This is a genomic window from Streptomyces sp. NPDC002851 (genome assembly GCF_053591935.1).
On record NZ_JBSFUT010000026.1, the window covers coordinates 1 to 21735 of the forward strand.

The 21735-nt window shown below is 70.4% G+C and carries 21 protein-coding genes; 6 read left to right on the forward strand and 15 right to left on the reverse strand.

What is annotated here, in order from left to right:
* Window positions 1-128 precede the first annotated feature (128 nt).
* Window positions 129-3011: a penicillin acylase family protein gene (locus ACWD10_RS25045; RefSeq protein ID WP_451094637.1), complete on the reverse strand. Its 2883-nt coding sequence runs from the start codon at window positions 3009-3011 to the stop codon at window positions 129-131.
* Window positions 3012-3384: 373 nt separating this feature from the next.
* Here ACWD10_RS25045 and ACWD10_RS25050 point away from each other — a divergent pair, with 373 nt between their 5' ends.
* Window positions 3385-3987 carry a hypothetical protein gene (locus tag ACWD10_RS25050; RefSeq protein ID WP_451094639.1) on the forward strand — a complete coding sequence of 201 codons (603 nt, stop codon included), beginning with the start codon at window positions 3385-3387 and terminating at the stop codon, window positions 3985-3987.
* A 54-nt stretch (window positions 3988-4041) separates the two neighbouring features.
* Here the strand turns inward: ACWD10_RS25050 and ACWD10_RS25055 are convergent, their stop codons facing one another.
* Window positions 4042-4551: a hypothetical protein gene (locus ACWD10_RS25055; protein WP_451094641.1), complete on the reverse strand. Its 510-nt coding sequence runs from the start codon at window positions 4549-4551 to the stop codon at window positions 4042-4044.
* A gap of 25 nt (window positions 4552-4576) precedes the next feature.
* Here ACWD10_RS25055 and ACWD10_RS25060 point away from each other — a divergent pair, with 25 nt between their 5' ends.
* Together ACWD10_RS25060 and ACWD10_RS25065 are read left to right on the forward strand one after the other, a co-directional pair.
* Window positions 4577-5308: a 3-keto-5-aminohexanoate cleavage protein gene (locus ACWD10_RS25060; RefSeq protein WP_451094643.1), complete on the forward strand. Its 732-nt coding sequence runs from the start codon at window positions 4577-4579 to the stop codon at window positions 5306-5308.
* A 95-nt stretch (window positions 5309-5403) separates the two neighbouring features.
* Window positions 5404-5868: a MaoC family dehydratase gene (locus ACWD10_RS25065; protein WP_451094644.1), complete on the forward strand. Its 465-nt coding sequence runs from the start codon at window positions 5404-5406 to the stop codon at window positions 5866-5868.
* Window positions 5869-5894: 26 nt separating this feature from the next.
* On the opposite strand, the gene ACWD10_RS25070 is transcribed toward ACWD10_RS25065, so the two are convergent.
* The 3 genes from ACWD10_RS25070 to ACWD10_RS25080 all read right to left on the reverse strand — a co-directional run bounded on the left by ACWD10_RS25070 (window position 5895) and on the right by ACWD10_RS25080 (window position 8091).
* On the reverse strand, window positions 5895-6518 hold the full coding sequence (locus ACWD10_RS25070; RefSeq protein WP_451094646.1) for a TetR/AcrR family transcriptional regulator: 624 nt from the start codon (window positions 6516-6518) through the stop codon (window positions 5895-5897).
* 73 nt (window positions 6519-6591) lie between these two features.
* Window positions 6592-6879, reverse strand: coding sequence for a YiaA/YiaB family inner membrane protein (locus ACWD10_RS25075; RefSeq protein WP_451094648.1), 288 nt, complete (start codon window positions 6877-6879; stop codon window positions 6592-6594).
* 60 nt (window positions 6880-6939) lie between these two features.
* On the reverse strand, window positions 6940-8091 hold the full coding sequence (locus ACWD10_RS25080; protein ID WP_451094824.1) for an acyl-CoA dehydrogenase family protein: 1152 nt from the start codon (window positions 8089-8091) through the stop codon (window positions 6940-6942).
* A 122-nt stretch (window positions 8092-8213) separates the two neighbouring features.
* On the opposite strand from ACWD10_RS25080, the gene ACWD10_RS25085 reads away from it, so the two are divergent.
* The gene (locus ACWD10_RS25085) at window positions 8214-8864 is read left to right on the forward strand and encodes a TetR/AcrR family transcriptional regulator (protein WP_451094650.1); all 651 of its coding nucleotides are present in this window, start codon (window positions 8214-8216) and stop codon (window positions 8862-8864) included.
* A 16-nt stretch (window positions 8865-8880) separates the two neighbouring features.
* On the opposite strand, the gene ACWD10_RS25090 is transcribed toward ACWD10_RS25085, so the two are convergent.
* The 3 genes from ACWD10_RS25090 to ACWD10_RS25100 form a co-directional block, all read right to left on the reverse strand.
* On the reverse strand, window positions 8881-9051 hold the full coding sequence (locus ACWD10_RS25090) for a hypothetical protein (protein WP_451094652.1): 171 nt from the start codon (window positions 9049-9051) through the stop codon (window positions 8881-8883).
* A 38-nt stretch (window positions 9052-9089) separates the two neighbouring features.
* A complete protein-coding gene (locus ACWD10_RS25095; protein ID WP_451094654.1) occupies window positions 9090-9446 on the reverse strand; it encodes a PRC-barrel domain-containing protein in 357 nt (118 codons plus the stop codon).
* Between the two features lie 216 nt (window positions 9447-9662).
* Window positions 9663-10190, reverse strand: a complete 528-nt coding sequence (locus ACWD10_RS25100) for a DUF5994 family protein (protein ID WP_451094656.1) — start codon at window positions 10188-10190, stop codon at window positions 9663-9665.
* Between the two features lie 456 nt (window positions 10191-10646).
* Here ACWD10_RS25100 and ACWD10_RS25105 point away from each other — a divergent pair, with 456 nt between their 5' ends.
* Both ACWD10_RS25105 and ACWD10_RS25110 read left to right on the forward strand, forming a co-directional pair.
* Window positions 10647-10919, forward strand: a complete 273-nt coding sequence (locus ACWD10_RS25105) for a hypothetical protein (protein ID WP_451094826.1) — start codon at window positions 10647-10649, stop codon at window positions 10917-10919.
* A 332-nt stretch (window positions 10920-11251) separates the two neighbouring features.
* Window positions 11252-12493: a PP2C family protein-serine/threonine phosphatase gene (locus ACWD10_RS25110; protein ID WP_451094658.1), complete on the forward strand. Its 1242-nt coding sequence runs from the start codon at window positions 11252-11254 to the stop codon at window positions 12491-12493.
* A gap of 117 nt (window positions 12494-12610) precedes the next feature.
* Here ACWD10_RS25110 and ACWD10_RS25115 read toward each other — a convergent pair whose 3' ends face one another.
* The 7 genes from ACWD10_RS25115 to ACWD10_RS25145 form a co-directional block, all read right to left on the reverse strand.
* Window positions 12611-13939: an MFS transporter gene (locus tag ACWD10_RS25115; protein WP_451094660.1), complete on the reverse strand. Its 1329-nt coding sequence runs from the start codon at window positions 13937-13939 to the stop codon at window positions 12611-12613.
* A 275-nt stretch (window positions 13940-14214) separates the two neighbouring features.
* Window positions 14215-15297: a Zn-dependent alcohol dehydrogenase gene (locus ACWD10_RS25120; protein WP_451094662.1), complete on the reverse strand. Its 1083-nt coding sequence runs from the start codon at window positions 15295-15297 to the stop codon at window positions 14215-14217.
* A 71-nt stretch (window positions 15298-15368) separates the two neighbouring features.
* Window positions 15369-16757 (reverse strand): aldehyde dehydrogenase family protein, encoded by a 1389-nt coding sequence (locus ACWD10_RS25125; protein ID WP_451094664.1) that lies wholly within the window; start codon window positions 16755-16757, stop codon window positions 15369-15371.
* A 138-nt stretch (window positions 16758-16895) separates the two neighbouring features.
* A complete protein-coding gene (locus ACWD10_RS25130) occupies window positions 16896-18458 on the reverse strand; it encodes a SulP family inorganic anion transporter (protein WP_451094828.1) in 1563 nt (520 codons plus the stop codon).
* A 35-nt stretch (window positions 18459-18493) separates the two neighbouring features.
* Window positions 18494-19117: a carbonic anhydrase gene (locus tag ACWD10_RS25135; protein ID WP_451094666.1), complete on the reverse strand. Its 624-nt coding sequence runs from the start codon at window positions 19115-19117 to the stop codon at window positions 18494-18496.
* A gap of 338 nt (window positions 19118-19455) precedes the next feature.
* Complete coding sequence (locus ACWD10_RS25140; protein ID WP_451094668.1) at window positions 19456-19887, reverse strand: hypothetical protein; 432 nt, start codon at window positions 19885-19887, stop codon at window positions 19456-19458.
* A gap of 334 nt (window positions 19888-20221) precedes the next feature.
* On the reverse strand, window positions 20222-21679 hold the full coding sequence (locus tag ACWD10_RS25145) for a CitMHS family transporter (protein WP_451094670.1): 1458 nt from the start codon (window positions 21677-21679) through the stop codon (window positions 20222-20224).
* Window positions 21680-21735 lie beyond the last annotated feature (56 nt).

A 21735-nucleotide genomic window follows, 5' to 3' on the forward strand; every position in this document is an offset into this window, starting at 1 on the left:
CGGCCCGGACCGGGGGCCTTCTCCCCGGCCCCGCCCCTTCCCGTACGCTGGGGGCTCTGCCCCCTGCACCCCCGCTCCTCAAACGCCGGAGGGGCTTGATTTGAAACGCCGGAGGGGGCTTGATTTGCTCACCGGTGCCGCGGGAACTCCACCACCTGCTGGTACGTCGGCCGGTTCTGCCACTGGATCGGCTGGTGCGTGATGCCGCCGACCGCGCGGTGGATGATCGCGTCCGCGCACCACTGGTCGCCCGCGGCGCAGTTGTCGTCGCCGGGGTAGACCTCCGACGCCGGTTCCGCGGCCGCCTTCGCGAGGGTGTCGAGGAGCGCGTCCCGGCAGGCGTCCAGGTCGCCGCCGCCGCAGTACGTGGCGCCGAGCCCGCCCTCGACCGGCTCGCCCAGGACCGCGCGCAGGTCCTTGTCGACAAAGCCCCACCAGCCGTACTGGAAGGCGGAGCCCGCGTGCCCGCCGGTCGGACCGTGGCCCGCTGACGGCGCCTCGTCGATCGCGAGCTGCCCCTTGAGCGCGTCGTACAGTCCGGCGCCCAGGCCCGGCTTGAACTCCGCCTCTACGAGGAGGGGCCACCAGGCGTCCATGATCCGGACGGCGTCCGGGTGTGCGTACGTCTTGCTGCCCGCCGCGGTCTGGTTGCGCTGCGCGCCCGCCTTCTGCCAGGCCTCCAACTGCTGTACGGCCCTGGCGAGTTCCGGGTCCGTGACCGGCTTGCTGCGCAGCACCTTGAGCAGTTCCGGCAGGACCTGTTCGCCGCGCAGGTCGGTGACGCCCGCCTCGGCCATGGCCCGGGTGAGCGAGGCGCGGGTGACGCCGCCGTCCTCGACGAGCTTCTTGACCCGGCCGTCGAGCAGGTCGCCGCGGTGGACGGCGCCGTGACCGAAGCCGGCGGCGCTGTAGTCGTCGGCCTGCTTGTTGTTCCAGGAGATGTAGTAGTCCTGGTTCACGGACTGCGGGTGCTCGGCGGGCGGCGTATAGGCCGAGGTGTTGTCGGCGGGGTCGAAGTCCCGCCATTCGTACGCCGCTTCGGCCCGGACCGGGAAGGCCGGGTCGACGCCCTCGGCGCGCTCCGGGTTGAGACCGCTGTTGTAGTACGCGATGTCGCGCGAGTCGGCGTAGAACCAGTTGAAGGCGTAGCCGATGTGGTCGGCGGCCCGCATGAAGGACCCGGCGTCCTTGACGTACGACGGGTCGTTGAACATCTGGAAGCCGATGATCGAGTCGGCCTCGTGCCGGTAGGTGGAGCGCAGCGAGGTGTACGCGACGGGCTTGCCGTCGACGGTCGCGCGGTGCGTGACGATGCCGTACTTGGTGCGGAACACCTGCATCCGGTACGAGCCTTCGGCCGTGGAGTCGGCGAGCGTCGGCTTCCAGGCGTTCTTCTTCTCGAGCTTCTCCAGGGGCAGGCAGTCGCCGCGGTAGCGGTAGTGGTTCGACTTCTTGGTGGGTGCCCGGCCGTCCGGCTCGCAGAGTTCGACGGCGTACGTGTCGGTGATGTCCTGCGAGGCGGAGGTGGCGCTCCACGAGTAGTCCTGGCCGCGGCCGAGCTGGATGTACATGCCGACCCCGGCGAAGGAGACGCCGCGGGCGCTGATGCCAGGGCCCTGGAGCTCCTGCATCATCAGGAGCTGGGGCGCGAAGTAGCCGGTCTGCGGCCCGAAGACGGCGATCGGGTTTCCGCTGGCCGTGTGCTTGCCGGAGACGAGCAGGGCGTTGGACATGCCCTTGCCCTCGGCGGCGCTGCCAGTGGCGAAGGTGTCCTCGGGCAGTACACCGTCGTCGTAGAGGCCCTGGAGCTTCTTCAGCTTCTCGGGCGCCTCGACCGGGTCCTTCGCCGGTTCCTTCCCTTCTTCTGTGGCGGCGGATCCGGTGCGGTCGTAGACGAGTTGTTCGCGCTCGACCGTGCCCGGGTCCGGCAGTGCGCCGCCGCGCGGGTTCTTGGGCTTGCCCGCGTACGGGAAGCTGGAGCCGTCGTGGATGGTCTGGACGGTCTCCGGGTCGTTCCGCTGCCGGAAGGACTCCCAGATCTTGGTGCCCTTTTCCACGCCGTACTTCTGTTGCGCCTGAAGCAGGGAGAGCGCGGCCTCGACCTCGCCGCCGCCTCCGTTGCCGAAGAGGCCGCCGACGACCGAGGCGAGCGCGATCAGGTCGGTGAGCTTGAACGGCTTGATCTCGCCGCTGTTGGTGACCGCGTCGATCTTGCCGGTGAGGACGTACTCGCCGGGGAAGTAGCGTCCCTTGTGGGCCTGTTCGCGGTAGGCGTTGAGGCCGTCGACGTAGGCCTGGGCGTCCTTCATGGCCTGTTCGCCGCGGGCGCCGTTGTGTTCCCGTATCCACTCGACCTGGCGCTCCAGATCCTCTTCCGAGTACGGCGCCATGGGCCAGAACTGCTGCTCCAGGCCCTGGTTGGCGAGCGCGCCGCCCGCGAAGGAGGTGAGCTCGCCGCGGCCGATGTGCCGGAACAGGTCGATCAGCCAGAGCCGGTCCTGCCCGGCGGCGTAGCCCGCGCCGAACTCGGTGCCGTAGCGGGTGGTGCCCTTGATGTGCGGGACACCGTTCTGCTTGTCCCGGGTGATCGTCACGTCGGGGTGCGGGCGGGTGACGGAGTCGACCTGGTCGTCCGGCACCCCGAAGGACGCGTCCCGGAAGAAGTCCGTGAGGGTGGCGTCGGTGACCTTGCCGTATCCGGAGGAGAGGGCGTCGTAGGGGCCCAACTGGTCGTCGCTGTGAGCGGGTTTGGTACCGAACACGCGGTGGCCGAGGATCTCGGCGAGCGTCGCGGAGCCGTTCGCGCCGGGCGGCAGGATGTCGACGCACTGCTTGCCGCAGTAGTCCTCCGGCCTGTCCGGCTCGGCGGCGGTCGCGGCCGTGGCGGCCGTAGCGGCCGTAGCGGCCTGCTGAGGCACAAGCAGCCCGGCGAGCAGGGCCGCGGCGGCGACGAGGACGCCGGTGGCTCTGCGGGTGCTGCGGGGTGCGGTGCGGGGGATGCGCCGTCGCATTCCTGCTCCTCCCGGGGGTCGGTGGTGGCCGGGAGGTTACCGGCGGTAGAGCCGGTACTGAAGATGAACAACCGTCACCTTTCTGAATCACCACACGCGTGGGGCATGCCGGATGCGTGCGGCGCCTGAAGCACCGCGGCCCGTGCGACAGTCACAGAGAGTTCCGGCAGTCACAGAGAGGACTTACGCGGAGCGCACGCCCCATGTGGTGGACTCCCCGCAACCTCGCGTATGGCAGCCATCGGAAAACGAATGGCACCGAAAGGGAGCCGGATCGCGGGTCGGTACGTCTATAGGCCGACGTCTCTTCGCGGACGCCGAGGTCCGAAGTACAAGCAGGACACGCAAGTACACGGCACGGAGGTGCGTTGCCATGGCCGGTTTCCGGAGCCTTGCGAGACAGGTGCGGGACCCGCACAACGACCTGGCGCTGCGGCGGTATTCGCTGCGCAAATGTCTGGAGCGGTTCGCCCCCTACGGGCACCGCGCGACCTGGGACCACCTGTGCGCCCGCGCCGGGTTCGGACCCGAGGACCGCTCCCCCGATCCGGCCCGGCTCACGGCCGCGCTCGACGAGTTGGAAGAGGCGCGGGCGGTCTGGCTCGCGTACGAGGCGGAGTTCGCGTCCCGCCGCAAACAGGAGAAGCACGACGGCCTGCGCCGCCCCGGCAGCATGGACGACTGGCACCGACTCACCTGGGGCGGCCACGGCGTGGCCTGGTGCGACGACCCGCACACCCACCCGACGGAGCCGCTCGCCGAGGTCCTGCGTCGGCTGATCTCGGCCCTGGAGCGGGAGCCCGGCGAGGAGTGCCCGGTCTGCTCCTCGTCCGCGATCGTCTGGCGGCACGGCCTGGCGCACGAGCCGGGCGCGGGCCCGGTCTGCACGGGCTGCGGCATCGTCGTCCCGCAGCCCGTGCTCGCGCCCCGCGCCCTCACCCGGGCCCGACTGTGCCGGGACCTCACCCCGGCGTGAACACGGCGGGGGTGCGCCGGCGCTGCCGCACCCCCGTATTGCCACGGGCGGACCTCACGGCAGGAGCACGTCCGTGTGGATGGTGAGCTTGAACTGGGCGTGCGTGATCGGCGTCGCAACCCCGGTACCGCTTCTTCGTGCCGAGATCTTGAAGCCGAGCGGCGTGCCCTTGTGCACATACATCTGCCAGTGGTACTGGCGGTACTGCCCGCCGCCCGTGGGCGGATAGTCGGTGGTCGCCGTCGAGTCGTACCCGTCGGTGAGCGGATGCCGTACGAACCGCGCACGGTACTCGGTGGGCGTGGCGTCGCCCTGCCAGAAGACGAGCGCCGAGAGCAGCCCCCAACCGTCGTGGCTCGGCCATATCAGTCCGGAGCGGGCGTCCGGGTACTGCGACTGGTTGTCCCCGCCGTGCGATGGGTCGTGCATCTTCCATGGGTCGTACGACTCCCGGCCGTCCCCGTAGGGGAAGCGCACCAGGTGGTAACCGTCGTTGTCGTACGTGATTTTCTGCTGTCCGTCGTGCGAGGCGTCCCACAGCAGGGAACACACGGCGATGCTCATCGACCTTCCTCCTAGCATCAGTTGCATGGTGCAGGTCTGTCTGAACGGTGCCCGCGGTGCGGGCGACGGTGCGCTCGTACCGATGTCCCCGGGGGACGCGGCGGATGCCGCGGCGGCCGCGGTCGCCGCGGGAGCGACGGACGTACACGTCCATCCCAAGACCCCCTGCGGGCGGGACACTCTCTCGGCTCGGGCGGTTACGGCCACCCTCGAAGCGATACGTTCCCGGGTCACGGTCCCCGTAGGCGTGACCACGTGCGCCTGGGCGGAGCCCGATGCGCGGGAGCGCGTGGAGCGGGTGCGGTCGTGGACGGTGCTGCCCGACCACGCCTCCGTCAACTGGCATGAGCCCGGCGCGGAGTTGGTCGCCGCAGCGCTCCTGGAGCGGGGTGTGGCGGTCGATGCGGGTGTGTGGTCGGGGACGGATGGGGCTCGGCGCTTTCTCGCGTCGCCTCTTGCCGCGCGGGTGGGGCGGGTGTTGGTGGAGGTGACGGAGCACGGGGCCCGGGCTGCGGAGGCTGCGGCGCACGCGCTTCTTGCGGAGTTGGGGGCGGAGCCCGGCGGGGCTGTGCGCGGGCGGCCTGTGCTGTTGCACGGGGAGGAGGGTGGCGCCTGGCCCGTGTTGCGCCTTGCACGACGGCTCGGTCTTGCTACGCGGATCGGGGCCGAGGATGTGCTCGTCCTGCCGGACGGGCGGGCGGCGGGGTCCAATGCTGAGCTGGTGGCGGCTGCGATGTCCGCACCCCGCACGAACTGAGCGACGCCCCGGTCCGTTGACACCGGCCACCCGGGACACCATCCTGAGCAAGCGCTTAGATATCTCAGTGCAGGGAAGAGTCGGGAGGCAGGGACATGGCAGAGCCGAGGACCTTCACGTCGGCCGAGGAGCTCCGGGCGGCCGTCGGGGAGCAGCTGGGCACCAGTGACTGGCTGGAGATCGACCAGAAGCGGATCGACCTGTTCGCCGAGGCGACCGGGGACCACCAGTGGATCCACGTGGACCCGGAGAAGGCCGCGCAGGGTCCCTTCGGTACGACCATCGCGCACGGCTATCTGACGCTCTCACTGCTGCCCGCCCTGGTGCCCCAGGTCATGCGGGTCGACAACGTGAAGATGGGCGTCAACTACGGCACCAATAAGGTGCGTTTCCCTTCTCCCGTTCCGGTGGGCTCCCGGGTGCGGGCCACTGGAGTACTGAAGGAAGTCGCCGAAACGTCCGACGGTGGGGTGCAGCTCACCACCGCCGTCACCGTGGAGCGCGAGGGCAGCGACAAGCCCGCCTGTGTGGCGGAGTCGGTGTCCCGCTTCTACTTCTGAGAACCCGGGACCCGGGAGGGGGCGGACTACCGGCGCGCCCCCACCATGCGCAGCACGAGGTCGGCGTAGGACGCGCCGACCTCGTCCGGCGTGCGGCGCCCCGCCGCGTTGAACCAGCGGGCCACGTCGATGCAGAGGGAGAGCACGGCCAGGGTGGCGCCGGGTACGTCCGGGACGTCGAACTCGCCCGCCCTGACGCCGTCTTCCAGGATCCGGCGCACCGCCGCGTCGCACTTGCGGCGCAGCTGGACGACCTCGGCGCGGTGCTCCTCGCCGAGCGCGTCCAGCTCGTACTGCACCACGCGCGCGGTGGTGTGGTGCCCGGCGTGCCAGACGACGAAGGAGCGTACGGCCGTGGCGAGCCGCTCGGTGGCGGTGCCCTCGCCGTCGGCGGCGGCCCGCAGGATGGCGAGCGCCTTGGCGTGGCCGAGGGTGCTGATCCGGTGGAGCAGCTCTTCCTTGGTCTTGTAGTGGATGTAGAGCGCGGCCGGGCTCATACCGGCGCGGCCCGCGATGTCCCGCGTGGTGGTCGCGTGGTAGCCGCGCTCGGCGAAGGCCTCGACGGCCGCCACGAGCAGCCGCCTGGCCGCGTCCGGGGCCACCTCGCCCCACGGCTGTTCCTCACCGCCGGTCTGCTCCGCCGTGCTCATCACTCGCCCTTTCCCAGTCCGAGGACGAACACCATACATCCTGGGGTGAGCAAGCGCTTAGGCCCCGAACGCGTCAGGGCGTCTTGTACGGGTCATGGTCCGTGAGGATCTTCTCCAGGCGGGCCTGGTCGACTCGGCTGTAGATCTGCCCGACCTCCTGCCGGTCCCTGATGACCTTGGACAGCGTGAAGGAGGAGGTGACGAGGTAGAGGAGGCCGATGCCCAGGAAGGCGCGCACCCAGACATCGACGTCCATGTAGAGAATGGCCACGGCCACCGCGACCAGGGAGACGCTGAAGGATGCGACGGCCATGCCGTAATAGGCGGCCGTGTTCTGTGGCTTGATCGGCTCATCAGTCATGCCCGACAGGATGGCCGCGCGCCCCGACTTCCGTATCCGCCGAGGTACTCAGATAGGTACTCAGAACGCCGATACGCCCGTCAGCGCCCGCCCGATGACCAGCTTCTGGATCTGGCTCGTGCCCTCGTAGAGGGTCATCACGCGGGCGTCGCGCAGGAGTTTGCCCGCCGGGTACTCGTCGATGTAGCCGTAGCCGCCGAAGACCTGGAGGGCGTTGTTGGCGGCGCGGACCGCGGCCTCCGAGGCGAACAGCTTGGCCTTGGAGGACTCCGTGGCGAACGGCTCGCCGCGGTCGATCAGGTCCGCCACCCGCCAGGTGAGCAGGCGGGCCGCGTCCACGTCCACGGCGATGTCGCTGATCAGCTCCTGGATCAGCTGGTGATGGGCGATGGTACGGCCGAACTGCTCGCGCTCGCCCGCGTACGTGACCGCCGCGTCGAGGGCGGCCTGCGCGATGCCGACGCAGCCCGCGGCCACCGACATCCGGCCCTTGGCGAGCGCCGACATGGCGACCGAGAAGCCCTTGCCCTCGGGCGCCAGCAGCGCGCTCGCGGGCACCCGGACGTCTTCGAGGACCAGCTCGGCGGTGGCCTGGCCGCGCAGGCCCAGCTTGCCGTGAACGGTGCGCCGGGTGAGGCCGGAGGTGTCGGTGGGGACGAGGAAGGCGGAGACGCCGCGGTGGCCAGGGGTGTCGTCGGTGCGGGCGAAGAGGAGCACCACGTCGGCCCAAGTCCCGTTCGTGATGAACATCTTGGTGCCGTTGATGACGTACGTATCGCCGTCCCGTACGGCCTTGGTGGCGAGGTTGCCCGCGTCGGAGCCGGTGCCCGGCTCGGTGAGCCCGAAGCAGCCGACGTACGCGCCGGAGGTGAGGCCGGGCAGCCACTGCCGCTTCTGCTCTTCGCTGCCCCAGGCGGCGATGGTCTTGGCGACCAGGCCGAGCGAGACCGAGACGATGCCGCGCACGGAGGAGTCGCCGCGGCCCAGTTCCTCGGTGACCAGGCAGTACGCGAGGTGGTCGCCGCCGGATCCGCCGTACTCCTCGTCGATGGTCAGGCCGAGGAAGCCGAGCTTGCCGAGCTTCTTGACGATCCCGCGGTCCACGCTCTCGGTGCGGTCCCACTCGATGACGTGGGGCTTGATCTCGCGCCGTACGAATTCCTCGGCGAGCTGCCGGACCGCGTTCTGCTCCTCGCTCAGTTCCAGGTTCACGCCCGCGCCACCCGCCTTTAAAAACCGCTTGGTTGCCACTTGGTTGCCGCTGGAATTACCGCTCGGCGGCCAACTTAATTATCACTGCTAGTTTTCTGTTCGCAGGCCCTACTATGAGCCGCATGGCCCGACCGCGCAAGCCCCTCCTCAGCCGAGACCGGATCGTCGACACGGCCCTCGCACTCGTGGACGCGGAGGGCCTCTCGGCCGTGTCCACGCGGCGGCTCGCCGCCGAGCTGGGCGTGAGCGGACCCTCGCTCTACAACCACTTCCGCACGAAGGACGAGATCCTGGAGGCGGTCGCGGACTCGGTGAGCGCCCGGGTCGACCTGTCGATGTTCGAGGACGGGCGGCCGTGGCGGACCGCGCTGCACGACTGGGCCGTCTCCTACCGCGCGGCCCTCGCCGAGCACCCGCACCTCGTGCCGGTGCTCGCGCGCGGGCCCGGCCGCCGCCCTGCCGGACTGCGGGTCGCGGACGCGGTGTTCGGGGCGATGACGGCGGCGGGGTGGCCGCCCGCGCAGGCGACCTCGATCGGCGCCCTGATGCGGTACTTCGTGATGGGCTCGGCGCTCGGCTCGTTCGCGGGCGGCTTTCCGGGCGACGAGACGGCGTACGACCCGGCGGACTATCCGCACCTGGGGCAGGCGCACTTGCTCGCGGACCGCCAGGAGAAGGTCGACGAGCGGGCCTTCGAGACGGGGTTGCGGGCGCTGCTCGATGGGCTCGAGGTGCAGTACCGGGGCCTCGGCCCGGCCGGGGCCGAGGCCTGAGCTTCCTCCGCCGGCGCTATCGGATGGGGCGCCGCCCCGTACGTCGGGACCAGCGCACGGCGATGAAGACCAGGTCGACCACCAGGAGCGCGATGCCGATGATCAGCAGGTAGCCCAGACCTTCTACCAACGCGCCGATGAACCCCAGCACGACGGCCACCAGTGCGAGGAACAGGAAGAGAGCCATCACGCGAACGCCTCCTTGGGACTGGGCGCGGGCGGCGGTCAGCGGCGTGCGAGTTGCCGTTCGCCGCCTGCTCCCGGCTCGTAGGTCATGTCGTAGTGCCGGAAGACCGCTTCCTCCGCCTCGGCGGGCAGGACGTCGTCCATACCGACCGAAGGCGCCTTCTTCACGACCGCCCTGGCGTGGGAGACCTTGAGATAGTCCGGCCCGAGGATCGCGTCGTCCAGGGGGACGAAGGCCAGGCGGTGACGGGTGGGGAGTCCGGTCCGGACCGTGGCCACGGCCGGTTCGTCGGTGGTGGTGTCCACATAGATCGCTTCGAGCACGCCGATCTTGTGGCCCTTCGGGTCGACGACGTTGTGGTTGCGCCACTCACGGATATCGGCTGCCTGGATCATGGCCTGCCCTCCTGAGCCGTTCACCCAGCCGGTGCGAGCCGTCACCACGGGAATCAGAGCCCGCCGAGACCGGCAGCGAGACCGGCAGCTGTTGCCCTTCCAGGCTATCCGGGAACCCGCGCGTCGCGCGTCCGCGCGGTGACCGTATCGACCGTGGCACACGAACGCCCGCCCGACGGCCGCGATGCCCTGAGCACCCACCGAGTTCCTGCTGCGTCAGGTCGCATCGCCGCGTCGCTCGTCCGTCTGTCCGCGTTCCGCGGGACCCCGGCGTGCGGGGTCGGTGCCGGTGTGGATGAGGATCTGCTCGGCTTGGGTGATGTTGTCGGCTCGTACGGCCTGGGCCATCGCGGCGCGTGCCGCGTCCGGCGTCGCCTGCGGGGGGACGACAAGCAGGGAGAAATGATCCTCGTCGCCCCGGGTGACGAGGACGGTGTCGTCACCGACCGGGAAGGAGTCGAGGTGCACAACCTGGTCGTCGACGATCAGTCGCTTCGGCAGTCCCTCCCAGGCACTCGCGTCCAGTCCGACGCGGGTGATCGGGCCGAGATGCCGGCTCAACGCGGTGATCAGACCGGGTAGTTCGGCGGCGATGTCACGGGATCGCGGCCACCACGCGCCATCGAGGATTCCCTCGCGAAGCCGTGTCGTCTCCAGCCTCAGAAGCGCTGTCCCGGGCTTCACGGCCTGGTGGATCGTTTCCGGCAGGAGCCTGGCGGGATGCGGGGTGTCGGAGTCGGCCATGGTGCATTCCCTCGACGGGGCTCGGCATCTTCACTGGGTAGTCCGTGGCAGAACCGCCGTGGCTGCCGCAGCGAGCTGTTCCAGGGCTTCACCGTACTCCGAAAGCGCTGGTCGCGAGGGCGGGCGGGCCCGTGCACCGGAGTAGTGTGAAGAGACCGGGAGCACTTCGCAGGAGTTGCCCGCTCCGGGCGGGGCCCCGCAGCTCAAGCACCCGATCGGGCTCCCGACCTCCGCCCAGGAGAGGTGAGGACAGTGGAGACCGTCATCACCACTGCGGTGATCCTCGCCATGATCGCCCTGGGAGTTCTGCTGATCGACCTGCTCAATGCCCAGCACGACCAAAGGATCGCGGCCTTCCGCTACAGCGGTGTCCTGCCGCTGCGCGGCGGCCGCAGCCGGAAGCGCCGGCGGTCGGCCGAGGGTACGCCCGGACACCGCGAAGAGAGGGCGGCACCGATGGCGACACTGCGCGAACGCAAGACTTACCGCACGAAGGTCCTCCGGGCGCTGTACGAGGCCACCGAAGGCAACCGCCTACTGGGCGTCGCCGGGGCCCAACTGCGCGATGACCTCGGTATCCACGAGGAGGACCTGGCTGCGGCCTGCACGTATCTGGTGGGCGAGGGCCTGATCGCGGTCGACTGGGCAGCCGGCAATACGCCCGCGATGGTCACTCTGACCCACGAGGGAATCCGGCTCATGGAGGCCGAGGAGGAGGAACGCGGCTGACGCGGCACGGGCCCTTCCCGATCAAGGACAGAAATACGACATAAGGGCAGAAATCCGACAAAAGATCCCTTCTGCCGGATAAGCGACACAGGCATAGCATGGTCAGTGGACCGGTGCACTCTCACGTGCAACCGGCCCGGAAGGGCGGCCCCGGTGTGTATACGCCGGGGCCGTTGCGCACCGTCGGCGGACGGCAGGGAACCAGCGGGTCCTGGCGAGTGTGGCGGCCGAGCAACACCCCAGCACGAGGCTCCCCTGTGACCCACTGAGGGGAGACCACCCTCTCGGGAGGGGCTGGCGCAATCAGGCCGGTGAGCTGAAAGGGCACGGCTATGGCGGAGGGTGATCGGCAGCCCGGTAGGGACGCGGTGGACCGGTCGGAGGGGTTCGGTGAGCGGCTCCTTGGGGTGCTGCTCGACCGGGCACACGAGATGCCGCCTCAGCTGATCGCTCCGCTGATCGCGGAAGAGGTGGCCAGGGTCGGTGGCCGGGACATCTCGATCCTCCTGCAGGACTACGCACAGCTGCTGCTGGTGCCGCTGCCGGGCAGACGGCTGGCCGTCGGCGGGCCCGAGCCGATCGGTGATTCCCCCGCCGGTACAGCCTTCCTGGAGGCGACCACCGTCGAGGTACCGCAGGCCGACGGTGTCCGGATGTATCTGCCGTTGCTGGACGGCAGTGACCAGGTGGGGGTGTTGGCCCTCACTCTGGAGACCGTCGATGACGACGACCGGCGCCTGCTGCGCAGGCTCACCGGTTTGATCGCCGACATGCTGGTCACCAAGCACAGCTATACCGACCAGTTCTTCCTCGCCCGGCGCCGTGAACCCATGAGCGTGGCTGCGGAAATCCAGTGGTCCTTGCTACCGCCGCTGGCGATGTCCGTACCGCAGGTCTCCGTGGCCGGGATCCTGGAGCCCGCCTACAGCGTCGCCGGGGACAGCTTCGACTACGCGCTGAACGACGACATCCTGCATGTGGCCGTGGTTGATGCCATGGGCCACGGCCTGAACGCCGCCACGATGGCCACGGTCGCCATCGGCGCCTACCGGCACTCCAGACGTGCCGGTATCGGTCTGCCCGAGATCTACACGTTCATGGATCGGGCCATCGCCGAGCAGTTCGGCCCCGAACACTTCGTGACCGCGCAGATGATGCGCCTGAACATCGCAACGGGTCACCTGCAGTGGGTCAACGCGGGTCACCCCGCACCGCTGCTGATCCGCAACCGCCAGGTCCTGCGGCAACTCGAGAGCCCGACCACCTTGCCGGTCGGCCTCGGAGGTGAAGAACCCCAGGTCAGCGAGCAGACACTACAGCGTGGCGATCGGGTCCTGTGCTTCACCGACGGCCTGATCGAGGAGCACGAAGCCGGCCAAGAGCAGTTCGGCGAGGAACAGCTCATCCACTGGGTCAACCGCGTCGGGCGGAAAGAGAAGGGAGTGCGGGCAATGGTGCGTGCGCTCTCCTGCACACTGATGGTGGAACGAGGCGGGAGTACCAGTGACGATGCGACCCTCTTCCTGATCGAGTGGCACGGGGGCGCCGCGGACCACCTCGCCGTCCTGGACTGAGCCGATAGCCGACCCGTCCTTGACGTAGCCGAGGCGCGCGGGCCCCCGGCCCTCGATCTCAATGCCGCAGTGGCTCGCTCACCCTGTCGAGGAAACGTGTCCTCCAGGCCCCGCGGGTCAGCGAGTGGCGGCCCGTCTGGCCAGGATGCGGATGCTGATCAGCGCGATCACCGCGAGCAGGATGAGGTACGCCGATACGGCCATCGACGTGCCGGTGGCCTCAAGGAGCAGCACCATCACGAACGGCGCGAGCCCGCCGCCGAACACCGCCGCGATCTGGTAGCCGAGCGAGGCGCCGGTGTAGCGCATCTCGGCGGTGAACAGCTCGGCGAACAGGGCGGCTTGGGGCCCGTACATGATGCTCAGGAAGCAGCTGGTGACGAAGGTTCCGACGGCCAGCCACAGCAGTGAGGCGGTGTCGATGAGCAGGAACATCGGTATCGCCCACAGCGCGAGCCCGACCGCCCCGAACGCGTAGATCCGGATCCGTCCGATGCGGTCGGAGAGCGCGGCCGCGAGCGGGATGAGGGCGAGCTGGGTGAGGCTGATGCAGAGCGAGACGGTCAGGACCGAGCTGCGCTGCATGCCGAGTTCGCGGGTGGTGTAGTCGAGGACGCCGGTGATGATGATGTAGAAGGTCGCGGTGTTCACGGCGAAGGAACCGCCCGCGAGGAACACCGTGCCGAGGTGCTCGCGGAGCACGGTGCGCAGCGGCGAGCGGCGCTCGCCCTCGCTCTTCTCCCGCTCGGCGAGGGCCCGTTCGGCCGCCTTGAACTCGGGGGTCTCCTCGACCTTGGTGTGGATGTACCAGGCGAGGCCGAGCACGAGCAGCCCGACCACGAACGGCAGTCGCCAGCCCCAGGACGCGAAGGCGGAGTCGCTGGTGAACGCCCCGGCGATCAGGAACACGGCGTTGGCCGTGACCACGCCGATGGGGACGCCGAGTTGGACCAGGCTGCCGTAGAGGCCGCGCTTGCCCTCCGGGGCGTACTCGGTGGCCATGAGCATCGCGCCGCCCCACTGGGCGCCGACGGCCAGGCCCTGAAAGACGCGCAGGATGACGAGCAGCAGCGGGGCGGCGATGCCGATCGTCTCGTACGTCGGGAGCAGGCCGATGCCCGTGGTGGCCAGGCCCATCGTGGTCAGGGCCAGGACCAGCATGGGCTTGCGGCCGCGCTTGTCGCCGAGGTGACCGGCGATGATGCCGCCGAGGGGGCGGGCGAGGAAGCCGACGGCGAAGGTCGCGAAGGCGGCGAGGACGCCGGCGGAGGGGCTGCCCGCGGGGAAGTAGAGGTCGCCGAGGACGAGGGCGGCGGCGATGCCGAAGACGAAGTAGTCGTACCACTCGACGGCCGAGGCGAGGGCGGCCGCGGTGGCGACGCGGCGGCGGTGGTTTTCGGCCGGGGCGGGGGTGGTGGTGGACGGGGGGACCGGTGCGGTGTCCATACGCGTGCACACTCCGAGGGTCCGTGGGGACGGGGACGTGTGGGGGGTGGTGCCGTGCCACGCGGCGTTAGCCGCATATCGACACGCTCGCGGAACGTACCGACCAGTCGGTGCGGGGTCAACGGGTTGTGCAGCAACGGTTCTGGGTGGCCTGGCCACGGGAAGCGCCGGAGGGGCTGAAGAATCAGCCCCTCCGGCGTTTGAGGAGCGGGGGTGCAGGGGGCAGAGCCCCCTGCTTACGGGAAGGGGCGGGACTGGGGAAGAAAAAGACGGCGCTAGGCGAAGACCACCAGGGCCCGGCCGCCCTTGCCCGCCAGCATGTTCTCGAACGCCGCCGGGATCCCGTCCAACCCGATCCGCTCCGTCACCAGTGACGACAGGTCCAGGCGGCCCGCACGGACGTGCTCCGCGAGGATCGGCAGGTCGCGTTCCGGGTCACTGTTGCCGTAGACGCAGCCCGAGAGCGTGCGGCCCCAGTGGAAGATCTCCAGGGCGTTGAAGGTGACTTGCTGGTCCTTGCCGCCGATGCCGACGACCGTCGTACGGCCGCCGCGCCGGGTCGACTCCCAGGCCGTACGGATCGTGGCGGCCCGGCCCACGCACTCCACCGCCACATCCGCGCCCTGGCCGTCCGTCAGTTTCCTGATGTCCTTGGCCGTTGTCTCCGAGGCGACTACGTACTCCGTCGCACCCGCCGCCCGCGCCAGCGCCTCCTTCTCCGGGGAGACGTCCACCGCCACGATCCGTTCCGCGCCCGCGATGCGGGCCGCCTGGAGCGTGGCCAGGCCCACGCCGCCGACGCCGAAGACGGCCACCGACTCGCCCGCGCGGACCCGCGCCGAGTGGTGGACCGCGCCGTACCCGGTGAGGACCGCGCAGCCGAGCAGGGCCGCGTCCGCGAGCGGGACACCGTCCGGGACCGGCAGGACGCAGTTCGCCGCGACCACCGTCTCCTCCGCGAACGCGGCGACGTTCAGGCCGGGGTACAGCTCGGTGCCGTCCGCACGGCGGGCGTAGACCGAGGCCGCCCCGGTGAGGGCCTGGGCGCAGAGCCAGACCTCGCCGAGGGTGCAGGGGTGGCAACTACCGCAGGACGGCGCCCAGTTGAGGACCACCCCGGCGCCGGGGGCCACGTGCGTCACCCCCTCGCCGACGGCGACCACCGTGCCCGCGCCCTCGTGCCCGAGGACGCACGGCGTCGGCACCCGCATCGTGCCGTTGGACAGGGACAGGTCGGAGTGGCAGACCCCGGCGGCGGCCAGGCGGACCCGCACCTGGCCGGGGCCCGGCTCGGGCAGGTCGATCTCGCCCAGTTCCAGGGGCGCGTTGACGGCGGGCAGGACGGCGGCGCGGACCACGGTGGCGTACTCCTCGATCGACGGGCGGGGCAGGGCGACGGGCGGGGGCGGAGCGGGTCAGGGGAAGGCGCTCAGAACTGCAGGGACTTCGTCTGGAGGTACTCCCCCAGGCCGTGCGGGCCGAGCTCGCGGCCCACGCCCGACTGCTTGTAACCGCCGAACGGGGCCAGCGGGTTGAAGCGGCCGCCGTTGATGTCGACCTGGCCGGTGTCCATTCGGCGGGCGAAGGCGACCGCCTCCGCCTCGTCCCCGGCCCAGACCGCGCCCGCGAGGCCGTACACCGTGCCGTTGGCGATCGCCAGGGCCTCGTCGTCGTCGGCGTACTTCAGGAGGGACAGGACCGGGCCGAAGATTTCCTCCTGCGCGATGGTCATGGCGGGCGTGACGTCCGCGAAGACCGTGGGCGGGATGAAGTAGCCCTTCTCCTGGGCGGATTCGGGGCCTCCCACCACCACGCGGGCGCCCTCGGCCACGCCCTTCTCGATGTAGCCGCGCACGCGTTCCCGCTGCTTGGCGTTGACGAGCGGGCCGATGCGGTCGCCGTACTTCGCGGCGGCAGCGGCGGCGAGTTCGACCGCCTCGTCGTACTGGTCGGCGTGGACGAGCATCCGGGTCCAGGCGCTGCACGTCTGGCCGGAGTTGGACATGACGTTGGCGACGCCGACGTTGACCGCCTTGGCCAGGTCGGCGCTGGGCAGGATGACGTTGGCGGACTTGCCGCCGAGCTCCAGGGCGACCGGTTTGACGGCCGCGCCCGCGGTGGCGCCGATCTGCTTGCCGACCGCGGTGGAGCCGGTGAAGGAGACCAGGTCCACGCCTTCGTGCGCGGCGAGCGCCTGTCCGGCGACCGTGCCGAGCCCGGTGACGAGGTTGAACACCCCTGCGGGGACGCCCGCTTCGTGCACCGCCTCGGCGAAGAGCTGGGCGACCAGCGGGGTGTCCTCGGCGGGCTTGAGTACGACGGTGCAGCCTGCGGCGAGCGCGGGAGCCGCCTTGGCAACGATCTGGTGCAGCGGATAGTTCCAGGGCGTGATCGCGCCGACCACGCCGACCGGTTCGAGCAGCACCGTCGAGTTGCCGATCTTCTCCTCGAAGGCGTACGAGGCGGCGAGTTCGGCATAGGATCCGGCGACCGCGATCGGCACGCCCGCGTGCACCTTCTGCGAGAACGGGAGCGGGGAGCCGAGCTCGGCGGTGACCGTTTCGGCGATCTCGTCCTTGCGGGCCTCGAGCACGTCGCGCAGGGCGGTGAGGCGTGCGGCGCGCTCGGCGGGCGGGGTCGCGGCCCAGGCCGGGAGTGCGGCGCGGGCGGCGCGGACCGCGGCGTCGACATCCTCGGCGGTACCGGCCGGGACGTGCGCGATCACCTGCTCGTCCACCGGGTTCACCACGGCGATCGTGTCCGGGCCCGCTGCGGGACGCCACTCGCCGCCGATGTACATGCCGTCGTGTGCCTTCATGGCACTCCTTCCGCGCCTGCTGCGCCTGCTGTCTGCGTTCTGGGTCCTGGTCCTGTCCTCAGCCTCTCAAACTAGCGGTGTTAATTTTAGGGCGCCAGGGCCGAATCGGCCCTGGCGCCCCGGACGTACTCGCTCAGGTCAGGACGGGCTCGGCGCCGCCACCGCCTCGACGGGGCGGACCGCCAGCGCGTTGTGCCGTTCCTGCCAGGTCGCGAGCGCCATCTCGCACGCGTGGTCCACGTGCCGCAGACCGCTCAGGTCGAGATGGATCGCGCGGTCGGCGGGCAGCGCCTCCAGGGAGTCCAGGAGCTTGGGCAGCCGCAGGAATGTGGCGTTGCCCAGGACGCGGACCCGCAGCGGCTCCTCGGGCGCCGCCTGCGGCGAGACCACCTCCACATGCACGTGCGATATCTCCCAGGCCGTCTTGGCGACCGCGAGCAGCAGCCCCAGGATGACGCCCTCGAAGAGGTTGCCGACCACGATGGCGACCGCCGTGGTCACCAGGATCAGCAGCTCGCCGCGGTGGCCCAGCCACAGCGGCCGCAGGTCCTTCCACGGGATGAGCTTGAACCCGGCGTGCACCAGGACGCCCGCGAGCGCGGCGACCGGGATGACGCCGAGCGCCGCCGGGAAGGCCGCCGCGAAGACCAGGAGCCATACGCCGTGCAGCACCCGGGACGCCTTGGTGCGGGCACCGGCGTGCACATTGGCGGCGCTGCGCACGATCACCGCGGTCATCGGGAGCGCGCCGAGCGCGCCGCAGACGGCGTTGCCCGCGCCCTGCGCCATGAGCTCCTTGTCGTAGTCGGTACGCGGCCCGGTGTGCAGCCGGTCCACGGCGGCCGCGCTGAACAGCGACTCGGCGGACGCGATCAGGGCGAAGGCGAGCACCGTGCCGATCATGCCGACGCTGAGGAGTCCGGCGAAGTCGTCGCCGCCGGGCGGCTGGATGGCGTCGAACAGGCCCTGCACCTCTACGCGGGCCACGGGCAGGCCGAGCACGACGACCGCGAGCGTCGCGGCGGCCACGGCGACCAGCGGGGCGGGCACGATCCGGGCGGCGGCGCGCCAGCGCGGCCAGAGCACCAGGATCGCGATGGTGCCGAGCCCGACGCAGGCGGCGGCGAGCGCCTCCGGCGAGGCGAGCACATCGGCGACCAGACCCGGGATTCCGGCCAGCTTGGCCAGGCCGCTGCCCGGCGCCTTCAGGTCGGCCATGGCGTACACCTGACCGGCGATCAGGACCAGGCCGATACCGGCGAGCATGCCCTGCACGACGGCGACGGAGATGGCCCGGAACCAGCGGCCGAGCCGCAGCGCCCCCATCGCCAGCTGGAGCAGCCCGGCGGCGAGCACCAGGACGCCGAGCGCGCCGAGGCCGTAGCGGTCCACGGCCTCGTACACGAGCACCGTCAGACCGGCCGCGGGGCCGCTGACCTGGAGCGAGCTGCCGGGCAGAAAGCCGGTGAGCAGGCCGCCCACGATGCCGGTGACGATGCCGAGTTCGGCGGGCACACCGGAGGCGACGGCGACGCCGACGCACAGCGGCACGGCCACCAGGAAGACCACGATGGAGGCGGTGACGTCGTGGCGGAGCGAGGAACGGTCGAAACGGCCGAAGCGGCCGCCCAGGCCGGAGCGCTTACTGCGGGCGGCAGCAGGCGCGGCGCCGGGCGCCGGATCCGGCGCCGCGGCGGTCATGCTGTCGTCGTTTTTCTTCACAGCAGCTTCCTCTTTCACAGCGGCAGAAAGGCGTCGGCCGCCGGCTTGTGTTCCATGACGAGACCGGTGTCGATCGCGTAGTACCAGCCGTGCAGGCGCAGTTCGCCCGCGGCCAGGCGCTCTTGTACGCAGGGGTAGTCGCGCAGCCGGTCGAGCTGTGCCTTCACGTGGCTCTGCACGGCGGCGGCCACCTGGGCGGTGTCGTCGACGCCCGGGGCCGGGGCCTCGCCCGCGGGCAGGTGGGACAGGTGCCGGTCGACCAGGGCGGCCACCGCCGGTACGGCCCCCAGGTCATCGCCCCGGACGCGGGCGGCGACGGCGCCGCAGTGCGAGTGGCCGCACACCACGATGTCGGGGACCCGGAGCACGCTGACCGCGTACTCGATGGTGGCGGCCTCGCCGTCGGCGGGTCCTTCGGCGCCGTAGGGCGGCACGGAGTTGCCCGCGGTGCGCAGCTCGAAGAGCTGGCCGGGGGCGGCGCCGGTGAACAGGGACGGGATCACGCGGGAGTCGGAGCAGGTGATGAACAGGGCCTCGGGCGACTGGCCCTCGGCGAGCTTGCCGAACCGCTCGCGGTCCTCTCCGTGGGCGGCGATGCGGCCGGGAAAGCTGCGGGCGTGGTCGATCAGCGATTGCATGAGGTTCCTCCGGATGCGCCATGGCAGGCGGGGGGACGGTCGTCGTACGCGTGGGGGGCTGGGCCGTGGTGATGAGGGCGCGCCGTTGCGGTACCTCGCGGCCGTGGAGTCTTGGAAAACAGTTGGAGCCTTGGACACTTGGAAACACATACGAAGGCAATGGGCGGCGAGTTCACCGGGTGTGCCGGTGTGTCGGTGTGTCGGCCCGCCCGGTGCCTCGCGGTGCGGGGTGGTTTGCGCTGCGCTGTGCGATCGGTCCGGCTCGGTCCGGGACCCTGCGAGCGGTTCCGGAACGCCGTGACGGTAGGGCTCAGTTGCGGATCAGGCTCAGCGGCCGGTCAGCAGCGGAACACCTGAAGCAGGCTGAGACGATCGCCCGATCCGGGCAGCGCGGCGCGGGGGTCGTCGAGCCCCGGCACCCGGGCTCCGGCCGCGTCGCCGAACTCCGCCCGGGTGCCGCCCGGTTCGTCAGGGTCGGGCTGCGGTACTGCGGGGGCGGCGAGCGACGCGCGTGAGGGGCGCCGGTGGCGGCAGTCGTCGAACGGGCTGTGTCCCTTGCCCTCCGCGGTGTAGGCGGGCAGCGGGGCGCTGTCGGCCGTATCGCCCGGCAGCTGGGTGTCGGTCGCCGTGGCGTCGCCGGTCGCTCCGCCGAATTGAGTGGGGGCGGAGTCGGCCGGGTCCGCGAGGGCGGTGTCCGTGGCGAGGACGAGGGCGAGGAAGACGCACACGGCGGCGATCAGCGTGCCGATCACAGCGCGTCCGTGTCGCATCTCAACTCCCCTCCTTCATCTGCGCATGGGTAACGGGCGGACCGGCCGACCACCCGTGACAACCCGTGATCACCATTGTGCCCAAGAGCCTTACCCAGTTTGGGGGTTGTGTTGTGAACACTGGGTAAATCCGACGGCGCAGTGTGGCCGAAATCTCGCTGCTCAGCGTCCTGATACGGGGTACGTGCCGCGCCCGCGCCCCGTACGCACGCCGTGCCCCGGCAACAGGAACGGCGCGGCCCGGGCAGAAGCCCGGCGCCGCGCCGTGACACAACAGCAAGGGTGGGAATGGCGGAAAGTGCAGCCCCCTCCAGACCTGTCAGGTCCCGTCGGGTCAGATGATCCCGAAGAGGAGTCCCGCGCCGAGCACCACCAGAGAGGTGAGCGCGGCCCACTTGACCGTGAATTTGGTGTGGTCGCCGAACTCGACCTTGGCCATGCCGACGAGCACGTACACGGCGGGCACCAGAGGGCTCGACATGTGCAGCGCCTGGCCGACGAGGGAGGCGCGGGCGATCTCCACGGGGGCGATGCCGTGGGCGGCACCCGCCTCGGCGAGCACCGGCACGATGCCGAAGTAGAAGCCGTCGTTCGACATGAAGTACGTCAGCGGGATGGAGAGGAGTCCGGTGACGATGCCCATCTGCGGCCCGAGCGCGTCGGGGATGGCCCCGACGAGCCACTTGGCCATGGAGTCGACCATGCCGGTGCCCTGCAGAACGCCGGTGAAGACGGCGGCGGCGAAGACCATGCCGGAGACGTTCAGGACGTTCTCGGCATGGGCACCGATGCGGGCCTTCTGGTCGGCCATGTGCGGGAAGTTGACGGTGAGCGCGAGCGCGGCACCGAGCAGGAACAGCACCGGGATGGGGAGCAGCTCCATGATCATCGCGGTGAGCAGGACGACGGTGAGCAGCGCGTTGAACCAGTAGAGCTTGGGGCGCAGCGTCGCCCGGTTCGGGTCAAGACCCTTGAAGCCTTCGTCATCGTCCGCCGGACCGTCGGCGGCGGGGGCGGGGGCGGGGGCGGGGGCGGGGACGGCACCAGCACCGTTTCCGGCACCCGCACCGTTTCCGGCACCCGCACCCGCACCCTTTCCAGCAGCGGCGGCGCCACCGGCGCCCACAAGAACCGTCTCCGACTCGGACTCCTTGACGAGGACGTCGTCCAGGGTGAGGACACCGAGCCGCTTGCGCTCGCGCAGGCCGAGGACGTACGCGAGGAGGAACACCGCGACGAGACCCACGGCGAGTGCGGGGATCATCGGCACGAAGATGTCGCTGGCGTCGAGCTTGAGCGCGGTCGCGGCGCGGGCCGTCGGGCCGCCCCAGGGCAGCGTGTTCATGACGCCGTTGGCGGTGGCGGCGACGCCGGTCATCGTGACGAGGCTCATCTTCAGGCGCTTGTACAGCGGGTACATCGCCGAGACGGTGATCATGAAGGTGGTCGAGCCGTCGCCGTCGAGCGACACGATCGCGGCGAGCACCGCGGTGCCGACCACGATCCGCATCGGGTCCGCCTTGCAGAACCGCAGGATGGCGCGGACGACCGGGTCGAAGAGACCGACGTCGATCATCACGCCGAAGTAGACGATCGCGAACATCAGCATCGCCGCGGTCGGCGCGAGGTCCGTGACGCCCTCCAGGACGTAATCCCCGAGCTGGGCTCCCTGTCCGACGAAGACACAGAAAAGCGCGGGGATAAGGACCAGTGCCGCAATCGGCGACATCTTCTTCATCATGATCAGGACCAGGAAGGTCGCGATCATGGCAAAGCCAAGAATGGTCAGCATGTGTGGGTACCTAACGTTCGCCCTTGAACTCCCACCAGGGCCGGGGGTGCGATGAC